The following is a 20,841-nucleotide window of genomic DNA, read 5'->3' as shown; positions in this document are numbered from 1 at the left end:
TACTAGATAAAAAGTAGTGTAACGATTTTACGAGGATAAAGAAAGTGCGTTAAGAAATGAGTTTAGTGATGAAATAAATAATTCTCGGAATTACATCATATTTTTAAGAACAGTTTGCAAAATGCCACCATTTTTCAAGTAGTCAACGTCAACATCGGCATCTAGACGCGCCAATGCTTCAAATATGGTTTTATGTCCACTTGGATGGATGGCTTCAACAATCACATTTTGGCGTGGTTTAACATTGTCTAACCCCTTAATATTAAAGGTTTCTGTCCCATCTAACTCAAGTGATTTTGCACTTTGACCCTCAATGTATTGTAATGGTAATACACCCATACCGACTAAATTAGAACGGTGAATACGCTCATAGCTTTCAGCAATAACTGCCTTGACACCTAACAAGAAAGTGCCTTTTGCTGCCCAATCACGCGATGAGCCTGTACCATATTCTTTACCTGCTAACACAATAAGTGGTATGTCAAGTGCTTTATATTTCATGGCGGCATCAAACACATATTGAATCGAGCCATCCAGATGATACTTCGTAACGCCACCTTCTATACCTGGTGCTAATAAGTTACGAATGCGAATGTTGGCAAAGGTACCACGCATCATCACCTCATGATTACCGCGGCGAGAACCATAAGAATTGAAATCCTTCTTCTCTACACCATGTGCTTTTAGATATTGCCCTGCTGGATATTTTTCAGGAATGGATCCTGCTGGAGAGATGTGATCTGTTGTAACCGAATCACCCAACATAAGCAAGGTGCGCGCACCAAAGATATCTAAGGAATTTTTGCCAGAACTGGTAAAGTTCTCAAAGAAATTAGGACACTGGATATAAGTTGATTTCTTATCAAATTCATATAACTTACCTGAAGATGATGCCAGTCTCTTCCAATCTGGTGTCCCATCTAGAACAGTTGCATAAGATTTCTCAAACATCTCAGCGTTGATCACGCGAGATTGCAACTGTGCTATATCATGACTACTTGGCCAAATGTCTTTTAAGAATACATTTTTACCATGCTGATCTTGACCAATTGGATCATGCTCTGGATCAAAATTAACCGTACCTGTAATTGCATAGGCAACAACGTGAATAGGAGAAGCCAGATAATTTGCTTTCACATCGGGGTTAATACGCCCTTCAAAGTTACGGTTTCCAGAACCGACAGAAGTAACAACTAAGTTACCCTTGTTAATCGCATCAACAATTGGTTGGTCTAATGGACCTGAGTTACCAATACAGGTCGTACAGCCATAGCCAACTACATTAAATTTTAATTGTTCTAAATATTTTAATAAGCCAGACTTCTCAAGGTATTTTGTGACTACTTGTGATCCAGGGGCAAGCGAGGTTTTAACGTATGGCTTAACGGTTAAGCCTTTTTCTACCGCTTTTTTCGCTAATAATCCCGCCCCTAACAAGACTGAAGGGTTCGATGTATTGGTACATGAAGTAATCGCAGCAATCGCAACATCCCCATGCTTTAACTCACAATTCATGCCTGTGACCTTAACCGATTTTTTTACTTCTTCCGCACTTAAGCCAAAACCATGCAATCCTGCTTCATGCGTCAAACACTTTCCAAATGACGCCTTTAAGTCACGCATAGAAACACGATCTTGTGGACGCTTAGGTCCTGCTAAGGTAGAATCCACCGTTGACATGTCAAGTTCAATGACCGTGGTATATTCTGGTTCTTCTGCTGGATCATGGCGGAACAAATACTGTTCTTCGTAGACCTTTTTAGCCAAATCAACGTATTGAGCACGATTTGTTTGCTTAAAGAACTCTAATGTCACTTCATCAACAGGGAAAAAGCCCATCGTTGCACCATATTCTGGCGCCATGTTGGCAATGGTTGCTCGATCTGGTAAGGATAAATATCTTAAACCTGCCCCATAGTATTCAACAAATTTACCAACCACACCATGTTTACGAAGTAATTGGGTAATCGTCAACACAAGATCTGTTGCAGTCACACCTTCTCGTAATGCTCCTGTTAATTTAACGCCTATGACATCAGGCAAAACCATATAGTAAGGTTGTCCAAGCATCACAGCCTCAGCTTCAATACCACCAACACCCCAGCCCATTACACCAATACCATTGATCATAGTAGTATGTGAATCGGTTCCAACAAGCGTATCTGGATAGGCCACTTTTTCGCCATTTTGTGCTTTAATAAGAATACCTTTTGCTAAATACTCTAAATTAACCTGATGAATGATTCCCATACCAGGTGGTACCACAACAAAATCATCAAATGCTTTTTGTCCCCACTTAAGCAAAGAATAACGCTCACCATTGCGCTCAAATTCCTTGGCAACGTTTTTTTCTAACGAGTCTTTTGAGCCAAAATAATCGACTTGTACTGAGTGATCGATCACCATTGCTGTGTCGACAAGTGGATTTATCTTTTGTGGATTCCCACCTGCATCTTTAATTGCTTGACGCATTGCCGCTAAATCGACAACAGCTGGCACACCTGTAAAATCCTGCATCACTACACGAGCAGGCATATGAGGAATCTCAGGACGCACTTTTGCTTGAGGCTCCCAATTTAATACATTTTCAACGTCTGCAACTTTAACTTTATAGTTGTCGATATTACGTAATTGGTTTTCCACCAACACTCGAATTGAATAAGGTAAACGCGTGATATCTTTAGCCGTTTCTGCTGCCAGCTTCTGCAAACTATAAGCTGTATATTGCTGCCCTTTTGAGTCAATCAGCACTTTAGTTAAACGCTTTAAATCCACCATTAGGATAGCTCCTTCTTCTATGATTTATGAGGTTATTTCGGCGCTCATATTAGCGGAATTGATTACCTTTGTACAGCTGCACTCAAGCACTCATACGGCACTGGCATAAAAAGCTCATTACAGCTGTATTTTTTGGATTTACGATATTATCCTTTAAAAATCACTTTCTCACAAAATCATTTATCAAGTGTTATAGACGTAATCAAATACTCAGGTAACGGATGATTGGTTAGCAAAAAACGCTTAGGCGTTTCACCTAACAAATACCCCTGATACGGCTGACTCTTTTTAAAATAGAGGTTATAGTTATTGGCATCGGTAAAAACAAACACACGTTGATCACTCTTCCAAACGGACCAAAATTGCTCCGCTGTTCTTAGCGTTTTATCCGCACCTGAGTTAGACATTCTTGCTGTATTGGCAAGTTCACCTTCATTTGCCACAATCCAAGTTAAACGATCTAAGTAAAACTGAGCATCATAAAAATAACCATCATAGTTGGCAACAATAGCATTCGGATAGGCTTTTAATAGTGGTGCTACAATATTAGTCAACGGTTTTACTGTTTTTTGTGCAAAATATTGAGAACCTGACCATCCCAAGTTAAGAATAATCATCATTGCTGCAACAAACCATAACATGATTGTTTTCAGGTTATCGCGTTTAAGATAAATACAACCCATAATTGCTGTAATGATTGCCACTACAGCACCCAACCAATAATAAACTGCGATTTTCAAAAAGAACATTGAAAACTGTGGAATAAATGGCAAAATAACAAATGCAATTGCAATAGCTGCAAAAAAAACTAACGCCACAATAACACTTGCTTTAGTTGACTTTTTTAATTTAACGTCATTCAAAATCTTATCGAGTCTACGCGCAATTAAAATTGCAAATGGCACAACAATTGGAATCAAATATCCTATCAAGATGGATTTTGAGAATGCAAAAAACAGCAAAATACTCACCCCCCAAACAAATAAGAACCATTCATTTTCGTGTTCTCTACGTGTTCTCCATTTAGTTAGCACTGATTTAAAAACTTGTGGTAAAAAACCAAACCAAGGGAAAAAACCAATAATGAAAATTCCAAAATAAGCAAACTTGCTCATTTGCCTACCTTGCTCATCGGTGGCATATCTTAAGATCTGCTGCACAACAACATAGTAGTGAAAAAATTCAGGATGTTCGCTGTTAACTGCAATAATCCAAGGAATCGAAATCAAGACCACAATGACTAAGCCAAGGTACAAACGGTAATCTAAAAGTAATCGGAACTTACCAACAATAATTGCCCATAAACCAATAATCATCATAGGAAACACAATGCCAATAAGACCTTTGGTCATCACTGCTAAACCTGAAAAAATAAAGGCATTTAGCAACCACAGATTGTTTGTCCAGCTTTTTTGTTTATATTGCCTTGATGCCCAAAAAGACAACATAGTGACCGTAATAAAAAAAGCAACACCTGCATCTAGATTCAGATAACGCGCACCCCCCAAATACAAAATTGAAGTCCCAGAAACCAATGCTGACCATAATGCCACACGCCTTTTTTGATAGACAATCCGACAAACAACATATACAAATAACACACCAATTATCGATAATATCGGATTTGGCAATCTTGCTGCCCAAATATTAAAACCAAAAAACTTAAGCGATAAAGCCGTTAGCCAATAAATCATTGGCGGCTTTTCAAAATAAATCACGCCATCTAAATGCGGTACGACATATTCATTATTCACAATCATCTCACGTGCAATTTCAGCATATCTGCCTTCATCTGGGGTGAATAAAACAGGCACACCATAAAGGCACAGCGCAACTGCCATAATCAAACTCAATATTAATAAATCACACCCAAAAATACGATCCACTTGCATACGTAAGCGACAATGACTTCCGTGTTTTATCATAACTTTTACCACATTAAACGGGATAACATTAAAATAACCGAAATTATAACATCGAGAAATTATTTTGCGCCATTTTTTATCGGATAGGTTTCTGTGTACATGAAGAAAGGTTTGCAAAGTTTTGACGGAAGCGTTATTTTTTCTTAATTTTCAAAACATGAGAAAAATACTTCAATCAGCTATCGCAGTTAAAGGTTTCAAATTGTGTTTGATAATTATACAAAGATCAGTTTAAGTGCAATTCAAATGAAAAAATTCTACTGTACAGAAAGAAAAGACTAAAAAATAGGGGACAAGCGCTGTACAATGCAAAAGCTTAAATCACAGTAAATGGGGCACAAATCATGCAACATAATAATGAATTTCTTAAATTGGTTAATGACGCCAAAACACGTATTCAAGAATGTGATATTTTTCACATTAAATATTTAATGGACAATGGTACTTTAGATGGTGTATTGATTGATGTTCGCGAAGAATCTGAATATACACACGCACATTTACCAGGAGCCTATCATCTAAGCAAAGGTCTTATTGAAGTCAAAATAGAAACACTTATTCCCAATAAAGAACAAAAGCTTTACCTTTATTGCGGTGGTGGCTTTCGCTCTGCCTTAAGTGCAGATAATTTACAAAAAATGGGATATCACAACGTTATCTCTATTGATGGAGGATTTCGTGCTTGGATTGCTGAACAATTTCCAGTTGTCATTAAAGGTGAATAAGCCATGTTTCGTATTGGTCATGGTTATGATGTTCATAAAATCAGCACTCAAAACAAACCACTAATACTTGCTGGAATTGAGGTTCTCGCCCCTTTTTCGTTAGAAGCACACTCTGATGGTGATATCGTTTTACATGCCTTAACCGATGCACTTCTTGGTGCTGCTGCTTTAGGGGACATTGGACAACACTTCCCTGACACCGATCCAGCACATAAAAACAGAGCAAGCAAAGATTTTTTATTGCATGCGCAAAAGAACGTGGTTAGTTTAGGCTATCAAATTTCCAATATCGATATTACAGTTGTAGCACAAGTACCGAAGCTTGCTCCCTATATCAATGAAATGTGTCAATCGATTGCTTCACTGTTGCAGCTTAAATTAAATCAAGTTAACATCAAAGCCACTACAACTGAAAAGCTTGGGTTTATCGGCAGAAAAGAAGGTCTTGCCTGTTACGCCGTAGCTCTGATCTATCAACCTTAAGGAGAAGTTATGGTAATCGCTCTTATTTTAAGCATGGTTGCTGCTTTATTAATTGGAATCCTTATCGGTTTAAACTTGCGCAAAAACAGTAAAGCTTTAAACACCGAGCTGGAAGAGACAAAAAAATTATTAACGCATTATCAAAATACGGTTAACGAGCACGTCCATAAAACACATGAAATCATGGAAAGTATCTATCAACAGTTTGCTGAGCTCCAAAAGCACTCACAAGAATATAGTGTAAAACTGAATCTAGATCCTTCTAGACAATCTCTTTTGCAACCCAAAGTGTATATTGATAAAAAAACTAATCAGCCACTTTCCGCTCCAAATATACCAAAAGATTATGCAAACGGATCTGATGAAAAATAACGCAATATATAGGTACTCTCAAGCAGGTTTGAAGCTTTTATTTACCAGCTAGTGCCCCTTATACGACTTCTTTAATCAGCACACACGAGTGCAAGCAAAATTAAACGATGGAAAGAACATGGAATCACATTACAAAATTGCCATTATTGGAGGTGGTATTTCAGGAATAAGCTTTGCCCATTTTGCCGCTTGGAAAAATTATTCTTCTATTATCATAGAAGCAAGGGATAAAATCGGTGGCTGTATTGAAACTTATTACAGTACAAAGGCGCACGATTTTTGGTTAGAGCTTGGTACTCATACCGTCTACAACTCTTATCAACACCTAATTGATTATTGCAACCAAAAGGGGCTATTAGAACAACTCCAAAAACGAAATAAATATCCTTTTAAGCTTCTTATTAACAATAAAATCTGTTCGATTATACCTCAGCTTAACCTTATGCGTGCAGGATTGGGTTGGCCATTATTTAAATTCACCACTGCCAAAGATAAAAGTGTTAAGGAATACTTTAGTTTTGTATTTGGCAAACAAAACTATAATACAATCTTACGTTATTGCTTTGATGCCGTGTTATGCCAGAATAGTCGTGATTTTCCAGCTGATTTTTTATTTAAAACACGCAAAAAAAATAAAAATTTACCCAGAAGCTTTACTTTCAAAAATGGCATGTCCAGTTTGTTTAATAATTGCGAAAACGAGGTTTTCACGATTCGTACCAATACCACATGTAACGGTATTTACTATCAAAACAACACTTGGCATATTAAAACTAACCATAGCGAATTAACGGCAGATAAGCTTATCCTGGCAACACCTTGGCATATTACCCAGAAACTTCTTAAAGATATAAACCATCCACTTGCAGACTTGCCACACCAGCCAACATTATCAAACCTCATAACGGTAGCACTTATTGTCGATCAGGATAAAGTGAAACACATCAAGCCGCTTAATGGGTTAATTGGTGTGAATCAAAGCTTTTATTCAATAGTAAGTCGCGATGTTATTGATCATGAAAAATACCGTGGATTTACCATTCACTTTAAACCAGAAAATCACGACATAATAAGTTTGATAACGAAGTTTTTAGCCAAGCTAAATATCCCTAATGATGCACTTATTGATACTTATATCAAAACAAATAGCTTACCATGTTACCAGACTCACCATTCAAGGTTCTTAACCTCTCTTAACAAGCGTCTTGTTCAAGATAATAGCCTTTATCTTACAGGGAACTACTTAACTCGCCTGGCAGTAGAGGATTGTGTTAAGCGATCTTATGAAGAATTTTTGCGTTTAGTATCTAAAAGCTGATTATGTGTGTTTTCGAGATTTTCTTAACACTAGTCCAAATCTGTTGATGAAAATATTCAACAGACCTTTAAATCATCAAAATGTAAGCTATAAATCACGCATAAACCATGCTTCCAAAGCTGCAACCTGTTCTTTTGTCAACCACAAACCAAGCTTACTTCGCCGCCAAATGAGTGCATCAACATCAGTAACCCATTCTTCTTTTACTAAGTATTCCAGTTCCTTTTGGTAAAAGTTATAGCCAAAACATCGTCCCAAATCATCATATGATTTTGCATCTGTTAGCACATCAAAACTCTTCATCCCATAAGATGCGGCAAATCGATAAGCGTGCTTGGCTTCAAGCCACGGGTACGTTTTTTTGAGTTGTTGCATAATTTCGCTAAAAGAATGTGCATTTCCACCTGCTGTTGGAACGCGATCCGTTACACAAGAGCCCATATTAGGGAAATAGGGCTTTAATTTATCAACCACATGTTGTGATAAAGTGCGATAAGTTGTAACCTTACCACCAAAAACAGATAATACAGGTAGCTTACCGTTTTGATCTTCTAACTCAAGATGATACTCCCTTGTGATCTTTGATGGATCAACTGAGTGATCATCATACAGTGGACGCACACCCGCATAACTCCAAATGACATCTTGCGAAGAAATATGTTTTTTAAAATAACCATTAATTAATTTACATAAATAATCTGTTTCTTCTTCACTAATCTCAATATCTCTTGGATCGCCCTCATAATTTAAATCAGTTGTACCAATTAAAGTAAATTCGTTTTCGTGTTCAGAGACAAAACCATACGGCAAGGCAAACACAATTCTGCCATCTTTATTTTGCAAAATATACGCATGATCACCGTTATAAAGTTTAGGCACAACAATATGACTGCCTTTTATTAATCTTACTCCAGATTTTGAGTTCGTTTCCAGCACATCATCAATAATATTGGCAACCCATGGTCCACCTGCGTTAACAATTGCCTTTGCATTAACCAAAACTTCTTTGTTACTATTATCCAACAGCTTGACTTGCCATTTTTTACCTTGCCTTTTTGCTTCTACACAACGATAAGGCATTAAGATCTTCGCGCCATTGTCTTTTGCTTCAATAGTATTAAATACCACCATCCTGGAATCATCAATTCGGCAATCTGAATAAGCAAATCCAACTTTAAATTCATCAACTAATTGCTGACCTTCTTTGCTACCCACAAGCGAGATTTTTTGTGATTTTTTAAGTGACATTTTACCTGCTAGAAAATCATACAAGAACATGCCTATGCGAATCATCCATACTGGGCGCAAATGCTTAGCATGCGGTAAAATAAAGCGAAGCGGATGAATAATATGTGGTGCTTTTTTCAGCAGAATTTCTCGCTCCTTTAATGCCTCTTTAACGAGTTTAAATTCATATTGCTCAAGGTAGCGCAAGCCTCCATGTACAAGTTTACTACTTGCAGATGAAGTGGCTGAAGCTAAGTCTTTTGCTTCACATAGTACAACGCTTAACCCTCTTAAGCTTGCATCAAGCGCAATACCTGTTCCATTAATACCACCACCAATAACCAATAAATCTGTTTCCATCTCGTTATTTTCTTGCAATTGCATAATCACTTCATTAATTTAGACTGTAGACCGCGGTGTATTGTAGCTGATTCCAAATGATTTTTCTAATCATTAAAATCACGGTGTTGACATATCAGCCAAATCAGTTCAAAATGTGCTGCATTTTAAAATTTGACAGTCATTCCTATCCCAGAAAAGCGTGTCCATTTCTTGGTTTAGCGAACTGTAACCTAAAGAATTTAAGAAATAAAAAATAAGCTGGAGAACAACATTGGCTAATACTAAACAGGCTAAAAAGCGTATAAGACAAGCGGAAAAAAACCGTCAACATAACATGGCTCGTCGCTCAATGATGAGAACGTTTATGAAGAAAACCATTAAAGCAATTGAAGCACAAGATCTTTCTTTGGCGAAAGAATGCTTTGCTAAGCTTCAACCTGTACTAGATCGTTATGCGACAAAAGGTCTTATTCACAAGAACAAAGCGGCACGTCATAAAAGTCGTATCCATGCCAAAATAAAGGCTTTGTCACTTGCTGCTTAATAAAAATTTGCTCCTCAAGATTTAAATTAAGCCTAAAAGCTCCTATCATGGGGCTTTTTTTTTAAAATAAAATATAAGGTCTTTTATTGCAAAATAATTTGGTGATCAGCACCTATAACCTCATAAGGATGTAACATGTACTCACTAAAAAAAATTGCCCAAATTCTAGGCGGACATGTACACGGTGATGAAGCCATTACTGTATCTCGCCTTGCAACGCTCAAAAATGCACAACCTGGTCAGCTTTCTTTTCTTGCTAATAGCAAATACCTTTGTGAATTAAAAACTACCCAGGCCTCTGCAGTTTTACTCACTAAGGAAGCACTAGCACTTTGCCCAACTAATGCTGTCGTGCTTGATAACCCTTACCTTGCATTTGCAAAAGTAGCACAGTTATTTGATAAAGCTCCAAAGGCGCAACCTGGTATCCACTTATCCGCAGTGATTGCAAAAACAGCGATCATCGCAAATAATGTAAGTATTGGTGCAAACGTTTTGATTGGTGAGCATGTCGTGATTGCTGATGGAGCTATCATTGGTGCGAATTGTGTTGTTTTAGACAATTCTAGCATTGGTAAATACACCGAAATTAAACCAAACGTTACTATTTATCACGGCGTTGAGATAGGTGAAAAGTGTATTATTCATGCTAATTCTGTCATCGGTTCCGATGGCTTTGGTAACGCTAAAGATGAACAAGGCAACTGGGTCAAAATTCCTCAAATTGGTGGGGTCACCATTGGAAATAATGTAGAGATAGGCGCCAGTACTTCAATTGATCGTGGTGCGATAGATGACACGTTTATTGGCGATGGTGTTAAAATCGATAACCAGATTCAAATTGCGCACAACGTTGTCATTGGGGAAAATACAGCGATTGCAGGTTCATCGGGTATAGCAGGTTCTGTCACCATCGGCAAAAACTGTCTCATTGGCGGACAAGTTGGCATCAGTGGTCATTTGTCAATTTGTGATGATGTGATGCTTGCTGCTGCATCTAACGTTAGTAAAAGTATTGATACACCGGGCTTTTACACAGCAGCCTTCAATGCACGACCACACATGGAATGGAAACGTACCAGCGCACGCATTTTTAGGCTAGATAAACTTGAGAGTCGTGTTAAAATGCTCGAGAAAAAATTGCAAGACGACAAATAAAAAACTTTAAGGCACCTCACTCATGCAGCTTAATATTCAACAAATTAAAGAAATTTTACCCCACCGATATCCCTTTTTATTAGTCGATAAAATCATCGATATGGATATTGGCACAGGTACTGTTGTAGCACAAAAGAACGTCACTGCAAACGAAGAGTTCTTTAATGGTCATTTTCCAAATCAACCTATTATGCCAGGTGTACTAATTGTTGAAGCAATGGCACAAGCGATTGGTATTTTAGGTGTTAAAATGATGGTATCCAACCAAGAGCAACTTGACCATAAAAAGCTATTTGTTCTTGCTGGAATTGATAACGTTCGGATTAAGCGTCCTGTGGTGCCAGGAGACGTATTAAAACTTCATGCTTCTATAGGTAAAATTAAACGTGGCATGTGTAAAAGTCATGCCGAAGCTTATGTAGATAATGAACTTGTTGCTAGCGCTGATTTTATTGCTGCCTATAGGGAAGTGTGAAAGTGATCGACTCAAGAGCAGTTATTCATGAAACGGCAGAAATTGCCGAGAATGTCACCATTGGTCCTTATGCCATCATTGGTGAAAATGCCAAAATTGGAGAAGGGTGTAACATTTCTGCTCATGCAGTTATTGGTAAAAATGCCATTGTTGGCAAAAACAATCGCATATTTCAATTTGCCTCAGTTGGAGAAGAGCCAATCGACCATAGTTTTCATGGCGAATTTTCACAACTGATCTTAGGTGATAATAACATCATTCGAGAATGTGCAACCATCCACGCAGGTACTGCCAAAGAAGATGGAACTACCCGAATTGGTAACAACAACCTCATCATGAACTATGTCCACATTGGTCATGACTGTCAAGTTGGGAACAAGGTCACCTTGGTTAATAATGCTGCTCTTGCTGGACATGTTCGTGTGGATGATTTTGCCACTATCGGCGTCAATAGTGGGGTCCATCAATTTTGCCGAATAGGTGCTTACTCTTTTATTGCACATATGGCACTTATTACTCAAGATGTGCCTCCTTACCTCATGGTTGCTTCCTCTCCAACTTCTCCTTGCGGCATTAATATAGAAGGGCTTAAGCGGGCCAAGTTTTCTACACAAGAGATCCGAGCCATCCGAGAGGCTTATAAAATAATTTATCGCCAAGGTTTACGACTAGTTGACGCCATTGAAAAACTTAAAGTGATGCAAAAAGAAATATCTGCCATTGAACGTTTTGTTACTCTATTAGAAAACTCAAAACGTGGAATTATCCGTTAATGAGAATCATGCTCGTAGCAGGTGAGCTCTCAGGGGATCAACTAGGAGCAGGTGTCGTACGTCTATTAAGACAACATTATCCAAATGCAATTATTGAAGGCATTGGTGGCACTCAAATGCTTGGGGCTGGGCTAAACGGTCTATATCCTATTGAAACTTTATCGGTTATGGGTATTATCGAAGTCATTAAACATTTGCCTTCAATTTTGAAAGTTCGCCGTGGAATATTACAGCATTGTAAAAAGAACCCTCCTGACATTTATATTGGCATTGACGCACCTGATTTTAACTTACCTATTGAAGCAAAACTCAAGGTTTTAGGTGTCAAAACGGCTCACTATGTTAGTCCTTCTGTTTGGGCATGGCGTGAAAATCGTATCAAGAAAATTAAAAAAGCGACTGACATTGTATTTGCAATTTTACCATTTGAAGAAACCTTTTATCAGAAGCACCAGCATAAAGCCATTTTTGTCGGACATCCTTTAGCCAATAAAATCCTTCTCACAGAAGATACACAAAGCGCACGAACCTATCTTGACATTACAAGCGAACACAAAATTATCGCTCTTTTACCAGGTAGTCGCATCCAAGAGCTTATAAGGATTCTACCTATTTTCTTAGAAACATTATCCAAAATTAAACAAAAAGGATATCAATTTAATGCTTTACTCCCAGTTGCTAAAAAAAGTCTTTATACGGAACTAGACAGATATAAAGAACAATTTGATGTGCTAAACATAAGACTCCTTGATGGTCAGGCACACCACGTTTTGCAAGCTTGTGATTTTAGCTTAGTAGCTTCAGGTACCGCTACACTTGAAACGATGCTCTATAAAAAACCAATGGTTATTGGCTATAAAGTATCAAATATTACAGCTACTATTGTAAAGCATATGCTTAAAACGCCATTTTTTGGCTTACCAAACATCCTAGCCAATGAAGAAGTTGTTCCTGAATTTATTCAGCAAAATTTCACCTCTGAAAATTGTGCTGGTGCTTTACAGCGCTATTTTGACGATGAGCATAAAATCAATACAATCAAACAGCGGTTTACTGAACTTCATAAACTACTCATCCAAGATGCAGATTCAAAAGTAACTATTGAGATTATAAAATTATTAAATTCCTAGCGCTTTTGCCTTTTTAATTGAGCATTGATTGATTAGAATAAACTATCGTTGAAGATTGACCTATTAAAATAAAATGACCAAAGTCCAACTCATACTCCTTCTTAGCATCATCATCGTTATCCTGTTACTTATTGACACATTTAGACGAAGTAAGCGTAAAAGATATAAACGTGAAATGGCTGAGCTTACAGCTATACAAGAACAAGAAAAAACTGCCAAAGTAACCACTAAAGAAAAACATAAACAATCAACCAAACTTCATCAAAATCCCAAACAAGGTACTGCCGTTACAAAGGTTGAGTTAGAAGAAGACATCAAAGTCGATCCTAAATCTCCCTTAATCATCAGTGATTTTGAACAAATACAAACAACCTATCCTAAGCTTGAGAAAGGGATTGCTGTTTACTATATCAGTGCACCACGAGGTTATATTTTTAATGGCGAAGACTTAGCTTGGCTTTTCACCCAAAATGGACTCATATTTAACTCAGAACTTAAACGCTTTGAATTATTGACTGAAGATAAAGACGTGCTGTTTTTCATAGAGGCAGATGAAGAAACCCATGGTTTTGATCTAACAAACTATAAAACAACCGATTACACTTGTCTTTTATGTGCCTCAAACTTATTAGAATTATCGCAATACTACGATGTTCCTATGTGCTTTGAGTATTTTAGCAATAGCATTAATCAGATAAATCAACGTCTAGGTGGTACCTTACTAAATGAACACAAACGCCGTTTTACCAGCCATGATGAAAGCGGATATAAAAGCCATTTAAAAAATTTAAAGGTAACTGATCAAGTTACAAAGGATTCACAATAAAAGTAAAATACCTAGCTTAATATGATTTATAATCCACAACCATAATCCCAGCTACAGGTTTTGGCGAATTCATCGTAGTAATTATTGTTTTTTTCAAGGTTTTTAAGATAGTTTCTAAAATTTTGTTGAAACATCGTCTGCTTGAGTCTAGTTTCTAAATCGATAACCCTTGCAGTATCTATATCACTTAATGTCATAATATCCCGTTTAGTGAAATGAATACATGGCTGACATTCTAATGAACGATGCTTAAGTGGAGTTTGAAAGGGTGTTTTTGCAATGAGCTGATCACGCTGTTCTTCAGTCACATTTGCCAATAAATACTGTACTTGACGACTGTCATAACGATCAGATTCTTTGACTCTATCTGGTAAATCTGCTTGAACTTTACTCATGCTACGACGATTTGCCAATAAAATAATCGCATCTAACGTCTCATCGTGTTCTTCTAACCAATTTAATATTGTAATACCTTTTAAAAACCCAGCACACCAGTGAAATTGTTGTGACGGAAATTGTCTACGCGTTTCAACCAATTTACTAAAGCCATGCTCTGCTTTAAGCTTATGATGACTAAACCCTAAAGAAGTTATCCAAGCACTTGCTTTTTCAACGCGCGCTTGCCAACTTTGTGCCTGCCAAGCTGTATCAACTGACAATACTACAACGTCCTTAAACTTTAACTCATAGATTTTTTGAATTAAGGCTATGCTATCATCACCAAAGTTCGCAATAATGCAATACATCATTAAAGACCGCTTTGTTGTTTAAGCTTATTCAACAATGCTTTTGCTTGCAGTCTTGCTTTTTGTGCACCCAACTTAAGATGCTCATCAATAATTTTTTTATTTGCAAGTAGATATTCATATTTTTCGCGCATAGGAGTAAGCACTTCATCCATTTTCTCAAATAACAGCTGTTTAGCTTCACCCCAACTAATGCCTTCATGATAACGTTTTGCTAAAACGACAATTTCAGCTTCAGTTGCAAAATGGCGATATAGTGAGAATATCGTACAATTTTCTGTTGATTTCGGTTCTTCTGGTAATTGAGAATTGGTAATGACCTTCATCACTAATTTTCTAAGCTGTTTAGTTGTTGCAAAAAGCGGAATCGTATTATTATAACTTTTAGACATCTTGCGTCCATCTAAGCCTGGAATCGTTTGCGTTGATTCATCAAACATTGCCTCAGGTGCTTTAAGTAAATTACATTTATAGATATGATTAAAACGATTAGCAATATCACGCGCAATTTCAATATGCTGAATCTGATCTTTGCCAACTGGAACCAAATCAGCATTAAACATGATAATATCAGCAGCCATCAACATTGGATAATTAAAAAGCCCCATTGTAATCCCTGCATCATTATCTTTTTCACCATCTGCAATATTTCTATCTACCGCTGCTTTGTAAGCATGCGCACGATTTAACAGACCTTTTGCCGTCACTGAAGTCAAAATCCAATTAAGCTCCATAATCTCAGGAATATCAGACTGGCGATAAAACATAACTTTCTCTGGATCAAGCCCTAATGCAAGCCATGTTGCGGCAATTTGATAAATATATTGCTCACGCAATTTTTTATCCCAAAGTTTAATAAGAGAATGGTAGTCTGCAATAAAGAAGTAGGCATTAAAGTCTGGGTTTTTTGCCATTTCAAGTGCTGGTTTAATTGCACCAATATAGTTGCCCATGTGTGGCGTTCCAGAGGGTGTAATTCCAGTAAGCACAATTTTTCTATCTGCTTGTTTTATATTTTGCTGCATGATGAATTAGTTATAATTTTAAGAGAGCTATAAGTTTAACAGAAAGCATATATAAGCGTAAATCTTAAATACTTATCTACTTGATCAATAGCTTTTGACTATACTAACAGCGAATTCACAATAAAGGAGTATCAAACATGCCAGGAATTCTAATTACATTTATCTTACTGCTTATCAGCGTGATAAGCTCGTGGTTTTATCGTAAACTCAGCATAATTTTATTTTGTCTGACGCTAATTTTCATGGGGTTTGTATTCTTACATCACGCTACCGACAACCTTGGACTATATTTTTAAGGAGAAAACCATGCAACGTTCACAAATCAATAATGTTGTTAAATGCTTTAACGCCATTGAAATACTAGGAGTTACATTTATTATTGCTATTGCATTTGCGTTTCAATTTATTTTTAGAGAACTGCCTTGCCCACTTTGTTTATTGCAACGCCTTGGACTATTAGGAATTGCCTTTGGCTTTCTTTTAAATGTCCGTTATCATGTACGCCCTGCTCATTATAGCCTGTCTTTATTATCGGCTGTCCTGACTTCTTTTGTCGCATTGCGCCAAATTGCATTACACATCACTGATCCTGATGGCTATGGTTCTGCTATCTTAGGAATTCATATGTATACATGGGTATTCATATTTTGTATTGTTGCTATTATTTACATCGGACTTATTATGACCATCACCCAGCAATATGAAATTGAACAGGATAAAAAAGAAATTGCTGAAGCTAGAGGCAAAAAAATTCGCATTTTTAGCCACATTGCTTTCATTATCTTTGTATTGATCATTGCTGCCAACATCATTTCAACATTAACTGAATGCGGTTTGTCCGAGTGTCCAGATAATCCTGTATCCTATATTTTGCTCTCAAAAGTATAACTTGACTTGTAGCCAAGTAATGGGTCTTTCAATTTCTGATGCTCTTCACCTGCTTATGCTTAGGGTAGCCGATGAACACCGTTTGCTTTTGTTGATGATTTCCTTTGTTTTTAATGAATACCCAAAACAAAGCATTTGTTTCATCTTCACTCAACGTACTTCTCACCTGAATGTAGATAGTCTTTTCACTCTGAGGTACAGGATCAAGAAATATTGTATCGGACATTTTTGAGTTTACTTCAAGATTGCGATGTTTAATTGCCGTACCAATCGCAGCACAGCCTGAAAGCGCTAACAATGATGCTGCCATTGATGCAGTTATTGATAATTTTATGATTTTTCCTTTTTCTTTCATGTTTTTTCCTTATTGGTTGGTTGAGAAATGTATACAAAAACTTGCTAGTATCTCAATTGAGATATATAATAAGACGACACTGCTAAATTGAGATGTTTCTATGGCTAATACTTCGATGCTCCACGTTCGAGTTGATAATGAACTTAAAGCGGATGCAGCAAAAAAACTCGCTAATCTTGGTTTAACCGTTTCTGATGCGGTGCGTATTTTACTCACACGCATTACGAAAGAAGGAGGCATGCCAGCAGGGCTAACAATGGAACCGAAGGAGTATGACGCTTGGTTTCGTACTAAAGTTAAAGAGGCATTAACTGATCCAAATCATGTAATTTCTCATCAAGAAATTATGGATGAGGCTCAAACTTTGATTGATAAAAAACGCCGCCATGTCTGAGGTAAAATGGTCAACCCATGCACGTACCGATCTCTTGGCAATAGTGGACTATATTTCAGACGATAATCCAGATGCTGCACAACGTTTGAAAGACGACATTGAGTTAAAGGTAATAAGATTGCTGGATTTTCTGAAAATGAGACGATCTGGACGAGTAAAGGGAACCAGAGAGCTGGTTACATGGGCAAACTATATTATTGTTTATCAAGAGAATGACAATACTGTAAGAATACTTCGTATATTACACGCAGCACAGCAATGGTCTGAAATTAAGATTTGATTGTGTTTTAAACGCTTTTATGTTAGGTTGCTCAAAGAGCAAAAGTTAATAAAAACAAGGACAATGCTATGAACGATAATCAAAAAGAAAGACTTTTAAAAATCGCTGAAACTCACCCTGAATTGGCTAAGGAAATGTTAGATTTCATGAAAGAAGAAAAACGTTCATCTCAAGAACCCATTGCCGTTAAAATGGTGAAATCAGAAGACGATAAAATAGAAATTACCCCTGAGCAGAAGAAGTATGCAACGTATTTACTTCACACTTATATTATAGGGTTTATCGCTATTGCTGTTTTTTTTGTAACTTCCATTTTCGAAAGGGGAGTTGGAAGGGGACCAGGACCAGCATTTATATGTACATTTATTAGTGTAGCCCTTTTGATAGGCACTTCATGGTATTTTAGTTTAAAGGCTGGTTTGCCAACAGCTAAAGCATTAATGGCTAAACACTTTAAATTATAGACGATATAACCGCTTAGTTTTTGTCTTTACCAAATAAATTGCCCCACGCCTCTTTCCCCAGATCACCCTGCTCTACTGCGGCTTTTTTATGTAATTTATTAATATCGAAAGTTTTATCACTTTTTGGGAACATTGACGCGCCTTCATCAACTTTTTTCTGCATATCACTTGCTAAAATATTCTGATTGCTTATTAATTCACTACTTTGTTGCTGAACTTGCTGATGAATACCATCTATTACCGATATATCTGGTCGGTCAAGATCAAATGGATTCTTAGACTGATCAATCACAGACGCTTGATCAGCAGTTAAACCAAGTCTGCGCATTTCTACCAAGGTTGCCTGATTTAATTGCTCATAGGTGCTAATCGTCGATTGCATTCTTTCACCTCGCCTTTGATGAATATCATATTCAAAGTTACTTTGGTTTATGCTGTGTTCTTTATTAACTTGATGTTTATTAGCTTCATGTTCTGCATTAACCACAGTTTTACCGTGATCAAAGTTTTGACCACTGTTATTAATTTGCGTTTGAGCGCGTGAATCAATGCTTTGTGCATTTTCCTTGTACCAATCCAAGTAAACATCACTATTGGCTTGTACAAAGTCAGCTTGTGCTTGCTTAAACAGTGGATCATTCTGCTTACTTATATCACCCAACCAAGATGTTGCCTGATCTTTATAATTATTGTGAATATAGCTATTGAAATCAGGCATTTTATTTTGACTAAAACCAAAGTCATTATTTTTAGCATAGTTTGCCGCTTCACCTGCTTGTGTTGCTAACTCAAAGTTGCGTTGCGCGGATTCACTATAAGCCTTTGCTTTGTTAAAGTTAGCTTGTAGGGATTGACCATTGTCTAAGCCAATCACTTTATCAAGCGTGGCAAAATCAGTTTTGCTTCCACTCATGACAACGTCTTGTGCTTCACGATAAGCTTTTGCTTGATCTAAAGTTAAACCGACAGAATTATTAATGGTATCTGAACCACTCGAGTTCCATCCTGCCCTTAAGTAACCATTTAAAGAAGCAAACTTAAAAAGCTCTCCAGTACCTAATTTAGCCTCCCCACCCAGTTCGTTACTCCAACCTTCCATAGCACTATTAATCTGATCCTGACTAAACCGATTATGAGTATCCGTCATTGTCGACAGCGCCTTAGCTAACTGTACACTTGATACACTACTATTAGTTGAACCAATATGATCTTTTAAGGCTTTTGATACATTTTGCTGGCTAATATCCGAAATACCGGCTTGATAGGATTCATTAAATGCTTTGGCATCAGATTGACCGAGCTTCTCATACATTGCTTGTGTTTGCGACAACCCAGTAGACACCGTTTGCCCACTTCTAAAATCAAAAGGCTGTTGATCAACAACACCAGCATTATTGTAAGTTATGCCGTTAGCAGTTTGCATTCTTGATCCTCCTGCCATTAACGATTCACGCTCACCGCCATAAGTCGTTGTCGGTTGTAGCATCGTTTGATGACCTGTTACATTATTCATTTGATGTTGCGCAACCGTCGTATTAGCTAAATCAAAACTGCCCTCACTTAATCCTCTTGCACCTTTTTCAGCATCAGTAGACAACTGTGAAGTCATACTTGTCGCAACACCCATCATCGTAGCGCCTGCACCCATAATCAGCATCCTTGATAAATATGGCACAAACATCAGCATCCAGCCAGTCAATGCCGTATATCGCCATGCCAATGCACTTGCGCCATCAATGGTCGATAAGGTTAATCCACCTAAGCCACCTTCTTGCACCCCTAAATGTACAGCCATGATTGTTGTCATAATGAAATTAATGAAAACAAAAAACAAAGGCCATGTGCCTAACCAAATGAAGCTACCAATATATTTACCAATGAGTTTGAAGAAAAACCCTGGAAAGAAGCACATATACACCACAGGGATAAAAGCACAACAAACAATCAACATTAAAATAGTATGCAACATAGGCACATACTCTTGTGCCATAACACCAACTGAAATCCACGAAGCTGTACGAGACATTTCACTTTGTGTTTTTGCATAATTTAATGATGCCGCAGCAGGATTACGACTTATCTTGACATTATCCCAACCATCACGCATGGCATTGATTGCCAAGTTCTGCATCATGATATTTTGTGAGCTTGCCGACATGTTAAAAAAGTGACTATAGACATCTTGAACACTCTGCTGCATCTTAATAACGGTATCTGTCATTGCGTTTGCATTAAACTTATGTATATTAACAAAACTTAGCAGAGATTCTTTTTTAAATTGACTTTCTAGCCAATCAAACGCAGTACCACAACGCGGGTAATCTTCTGCTCCTGTTTCACCTAAATTTGCATTTGGAATGTGAACACGTGCAAAACCACCATTACTACGCCTAGAGCTTTCTTGTTGTTTTAAAAAAGCCAATATATCTGACTGTTGACTTAAATCTTCTAAAGTGTATTTTTTTCTCAACTTAATATCAGGCCACGTAGCAACCTATCCACCAGAAAATCATGCAGTAAAAACTGTCTGTCTATGCCGCTCCTCATGGGCAAGCTCAGGCAAGTAGTGTGGCATAGTCCAAAGATCAAGGCAAAGAGTGCGAGCGTGGATGT

At 37.4% G+C, this 20,841-nt stretch carries 22 protein-coding genes; 15 read left to right on the top strand and 7 right to left on the bottom strand.

Annotated features, from left to right (window positions below; genetic code table 11):
• Positions 1-90: 90 nt before the first annotated feature.
• On the bottom strand, positions 91-2,778 hold the full coding sequence (gene acnA / locus M1V25_RS05855) for an aconitate hydratase AcnA (protein WP_116964543.1): 2,688 nt from the start codon (positions 2,776-2,778) through the stop codon (positions 91-93).
• A 176-nt stretch (positions 2,779-2,954) separates the two neighbouring features.
• On the bottom strand, positions 2,955-4,703 hold the full coding sequence (locus M1V25_RS05850) for a phospholipid carrier-dependent glycosyltransferase (protein WP_498842701.1): 1,749 nt from the start codon (positions 4,701-4,703) through the stop codon (positions 2,955-2,957).
• A 344-nt stretch (positions 4,704-5,047) separates the two neighbouring features.
• On the opposite strand from M1V25_RS05850, the gene M1V25_RS05845 reads away from it, so the two are divergent.
• The 4 genes from M1V25_RS05845 (at position 5,048) to M1V25_RS05830 (ending at position 7,601) form a co-directional block, all read left to right on the top strand.
• A complete protein-coding gene (locus M1V25_RS05845; RefSeq protein WP_116964545.1) occupies positions 5,048-5,428 on the top strand; it encodes a rhodanese-like domain-containing protein in 381 nt (126 codons plus the stop codon).
• A 3-nt stretch (positions 5,429-5,431) separates the two neighbouring features.
• Complete coding sequence (ispF, locus tag M1V25_RS05840; RefSeq protein WP_116964546.1) at positions 5,432-5,911, top strand: 2-C-methyl-D-erythritol 2,4-cyclodiphosphate synthase; 480 nt, start codon at positions 5,432-5,434, stop codon at positions 5,909-5,911.
• Between the two features lie 9 nt (positions 5,912-5,920).
• Entirely contained in the window at positions 5,921-6,283 is a 363-nt protein-coding gene (locus M1V25_RS05835) for a ZapG family protein (protein WP_116964547.1), read from the top strand.
• 118 nt (positions 6,284-6,401) lie between these two features.
• Entirely contained in the window at positions 6,402-7,601 is a 1,200-nt protein-coding gene (locus M1V25_RS05830) for an NAD(P)-binding protein (protein ID WP_498842700.1), read from the top strand.
• 87 nt (positions 7,602-7,688) lie between these two features.
• On the opposite strand, the gene glpD is transcribed toward M1V25_RS05830, so the two are convergent.
• Complete coding sequence (glpD, locus tag M1V25_RS05825; RefSeq protein WP_498842699.1) at positions 7,689-9,212, bottom strand: glycerol-3-phosphate dehydrogenase; 1,524 nt, start codon at positions 9,210-9,212, stop codon at positions 7,689-7,691.
• A 229-nt stretch (positions 9,213-9,441) separates the two neighbouring features.
• On the opposite strand from glpD, the gene rpsT reads away from it, so the two are divergent.
• The 6 genes from rpsT (at position 9,442) to M1V25_RS05795 (ending at position 14,076) form a co-directional block, all read left to right on the top strand.
• Complete coding sequence (rpsT, locus tag M1V25_RS05820; protein ID WP_116964549.1) at positions 9,442-9,714, top strand: 30S ribosomal protein S20; 273 nt, start codon at positions 9,442-9,444, stop codon at positions 9,712-9,714.
• Positions 9,715-9,849: 135 nt separating this feature from the next.
• A complete protein-coding gene (gene lpxD / locus M1V25_RS05815; protein ID WP_116964550.1) occupies positions 9,850-10,872 on the top strand; it encodes a UDP-3-O-(3-hydroxymyristoyl)glucosamine N-acyltransferase in 1,023 nt (340 codons plus the stop codon).
• Positions 10,873-10,894: 22 nt separating this feature from the next.
• Positions 10,895-11,347: a 3-hydroxyacyl-ACP dehydratase FabZ gene (gene fabZ / locus M1V25_RS05810; RefSeq protein ID WP_116964551.1), complete on the top strand. Its 453-nt coding sequence runs from the start codon at positions 10,895-10,897 to the stop codon at positions 11,345-11,347.
• A gap of 2 nt (positions 11,348-11,349) precedes the next feature.
• Positions 11,350-12,120 (top strand): acyl-ACP--UDP-N-acetylglucosamine O-acyltransferase, encoded by a 771-nt coding sequence (gene lpxA / locus M1V25_RS05805; RefSeq protein WP_116964552.1) that lies wholly within the window; start codon positions 11,350-11,352, stop codon positions 12,118-12,120.
• On the top strand, positions 12,120-13,250 hold the full coding sequence (lpxB, locus tag M1V25_RS05800; RefSeq protein WP_498842698.1) for a lipid-A-disaccharide synthase: 1,131 nt from the start codon (positions 12,120-12,122) through the stop codon (positions 13,248-13,250). Before lpxA ends, lpxB begins: the two co-directional genes overlap by 1 nt.
• 73 nt (positions 13,251-13,323) lie before the next feature.
• A complete protein-coding gene (locus tag M1V25_RS05795) occupies positions 13,324-14,076 on the top strand; it encodes a cell division protein ZipA C-terminal FtsZ-binding domain-containing protein (protein WP_116964554.1) in 753 nt (250 codons plus the stop codon).
• A gap of 26 nt (positions 14,077-14,102) precedes the next feature.
• Here M1V25_RS05795 and M1V25_RS05790 read toward each other — a convergent pair whose 3' ends face one another.
• A complete protein-coding gene (locus M1V25_RS05790; protein WP_116964555.1) occupies positions 14,103-14,825 on the bottom strand; it encodes a hypothetical protein in 723 nt (240 codons plus the stop codon).
• A complete protein-coding gene (locus M1V25_RS05785) occupies positions 14,825-15,847 on the bottom strand; it encodes a tryptophan--tRNA ligase (RefSeq protein WP_116964556.1) in 1,023 nt (340 codons plus the stop codon). The genes M1V25_RS05790 and M1V25_RS05785 overlap by 1 nt, the downstream gene beginning before the upstream one ends.
• Before the next feature lie 137 nt (positions 15,848-15,984).
• Here M1V25_RS05785 and M1V25_RS05780 point away from each other — a divergent pair, with 137 nt between their 5' ends.
• A complete protein-coding gene (locus M1V25_RS05780; protein WP_239986779.1) occupies positions 15,985-16,143 on the top strand; it encodes a DUF5993 family protein in 159 nt (52 codons plus the stop codon).
• A 10-nt stretch (positions 16,144-16,153) separates the two neighbouring features.
• Positions 16,154-16,735 (top strand): disulfide bond formation protein B, encoded by a 582-nt coding sequence (locus M1V25_RS05775; protein WP_116964557.1) that lies wholly within the window; start codon positions 16,154-16,156, stop codon positions 16,733-16,735.
• A 28-nt stretch (positions 16,736-16,763) separates the two neighbouring features.
• On the opposite strand, the gene traT is transcribed toward M1V25_RS05775, so the two are convergent.
• The gene (gene traT / locus M1V25_RS05770) at positions 16,764-17,090 is read right to left on the bottom strand and encodes a complement resistance protein TraT (RefSeq protein ID WP_498842697.1); all 327 of its coding nucleotides are present in this window, start codon (positions 17,088-17,090) and stop codon (positions 16,764-16,766) included.
• A gap of 100 nt (positions 17,091-17,190) precedes the next feature.
• On the opposite strand from traT, the gene M1V25_RS05765 reads away from it, so the two are divergent.
• The 3 genes from M1V25_RS05765 (at position 17,191) to M1V25_RS05755 (ending at position 18,228) form a co-directional block, all read left to right on the top strand.
• A complete protein-coding gene (locus tag M1V25_RS05765) occupies positions 17,191-17,484 on the top strand; it encodes a type II toxin-antitoxin system RelB/DinJ family antitoxin (protein WP_116964559.1) in 294 nt (97 codons plus the stop codon).
• Positions 17,477-17,764 carry a type II toxin-antitoxin system RelE/ParE family toxin gene (locus M1V25_RS05760; RefSeq protein WP_498842696.1) on the top strand — a complete coding sequence of 96 codons (288 nt, stop codon included), beginning with the start codon at positions 17,477-17,479 and terminating at the stop codon, positions 17,762-17,764. The genes M1V25_RS05765 and M1V25_RS05760 overlap by 8 nt, the downstream gene beginning before the upstream one ends.
• A 68-nt stretch (positions 17,765-17,832) precedes the next feature.
• Entirely contained in the window at positions 17,833-18,228 is a 396-nt protein-coding gene (locus tag M1V25_RS05755) for a hypothetical protein (RefSeq protein ID WP_498842695.1), read from the top strand.
• Between the two features lie 13 nt (positions 18,229-18,241).
• Here M1V25_RS05755 and M1V25_RS05750 read toward each other — a convergent pair whose 3' ends face one another.
• Positions 18,242-20,698 (bottom strand): conjugal transfer protein TraG N-terminal domain-containing protein, encoded by a 2,457-nt coding sequence (locus tag M1V25_RS05750; RefSeq protein ID WP_498842694.1) that lies wholly within the window; start codon positions 20,696-20,698, stop codon positions 18,242-18,244.
• Positions 20,699-20,841: the final 143 nt, after the last annotated feature.

It is taken from the genome of Candidatus Nebulibacter yamunensis (assembly GCF_024208055.1).
In the GTDB taxonomy this organism is placed as follows: Bacteria; Pseudomonadota; Gammaproteobacteria; order Francisellales; family Francisellaceae; genus Caedibacter; species Caedibacter lacustris.
This window is presented reverse-complemented; position numbering and strand designations above follow the sequence as displayed.